The following is a 1,270-nucleotide window of genomic DNA, read 5'->3' on the forward strand; positions in this document are numbered from 1 at the left end:
ACTTGTGTCAAAATGCGTCACATCTAAGTTAGTTAAGTTAGACATACCATGGAACATATAACTCATATTCGTTACCTTACTTGTGTCAAAATGCGTCACATCTAAGTTAGTTATGTTAGACATACCATAGAACATAGCACCCATATTTGCTACTTTACTTGTGTCAAAATGCATAGTATCAAAAGTTAACGGGTTGAATTTTCTATCTATTTTATTACTAGTATAAGAATATTTAGAAAATATATACCTACTATTTTCAGGCGCATAAACCTTATCCGCAAAACCAACATGCTTAATTTGTTCACCATAATTATCTTTCCAAGTAGATTCACCAGAATTATTCGTCAACGTATCCTTACCAACTTCTGGCTTAAACAATAGATACCCGTTTCCATATAATTCCCAAGGCACACCGTCTTCACCACGAGCAATCACGTTACCTTCTGGTTGAGGTATTGAAGGTGTTGATTCAGTCGTTCCTTCGCCTATTCTGAAACCAGTTCCTTCTTGCATCTTTTTATCATTACGGCTATCACTGTTTTTCTTTGGTTTTACAGTTTCTTCCGCTTTCATTGATTTTAAGATAAAAGTTAGTGATTTAATTTCTTTAACTTTTGCGTCTACTTCTTTTTGAGTAGCTGTTTTTAAAGCTTGTAAGTCTTTTGCATCCTCAATTAATTTTTCAGCTTGTTCAATTTGTAATTTATGTTTTTCATTTGCACGAATACGATTCACTTCTGATTGTAACGCACTCACTTTTTCTTGTAATCCAGTCATTTGTACTTTTGATTCTACATTATCTTTCAAACCAGTCAATACACCTTCTGTCGCAGCTTTTGGTTCAATATTATCTTTCAAACCAGTCGATACACCTTCAGTCACAGCTTTTGGTTCAATATTATCTTTCAAGCCAGTCGATAAACCTTCAGTCACAGCTTTTGGTTCAATATTATCTTTCAAGCCAGTCGATAAACCTTCAGTGTCAGCTTTTGGTTCAATAGCTGCTTTTAGTTCAATATTATCTTTCAAGCCAGTCAATACACCTTCAGTTACATTTTCAGTATTAGCCGTAGCAGATGATACTGGTAAAGTATCTGCCTTAACCGCACCATTAGCAAAAAACATTAATGCTGCAACGGCAACACTTGCTGCACCAAAATGGTACTTACGAATAGAATAACGGAATACCTTTTCTCCGTTCACTTCACGATATGACTTTCTCATTGAATCGCCTCTCTTTTATTTTTATTTTAAAGGTACTAAAAAATAC

Annotated in this window: 1 protein-coding gene; it reads right to left on the bottom strand. The window is 34.6% G+C overall.

Annotated elements, in window-relative coordinates; translation table 11 throughout:
- On the bottom strand, window positions 1-1,224 hold a 1,224-nt coding region (locus SMIDD26_RS13025; RefSeq protein WP_134990205.1), incomplete at its 3' end, for a BspA family leucine-rich repeat surface protein.
- Window positions 1,225-1,270 lie beyond the last annotated feature (46 nt).

The organism is Streptococcus mitis (assembly GCF_001579035.1).
Lineage (GTDB): Bacteria > Bacillota > Bacilli > Lactobacillales > Streptococcaceae > Streptococcus > Streptococcus mitis_J.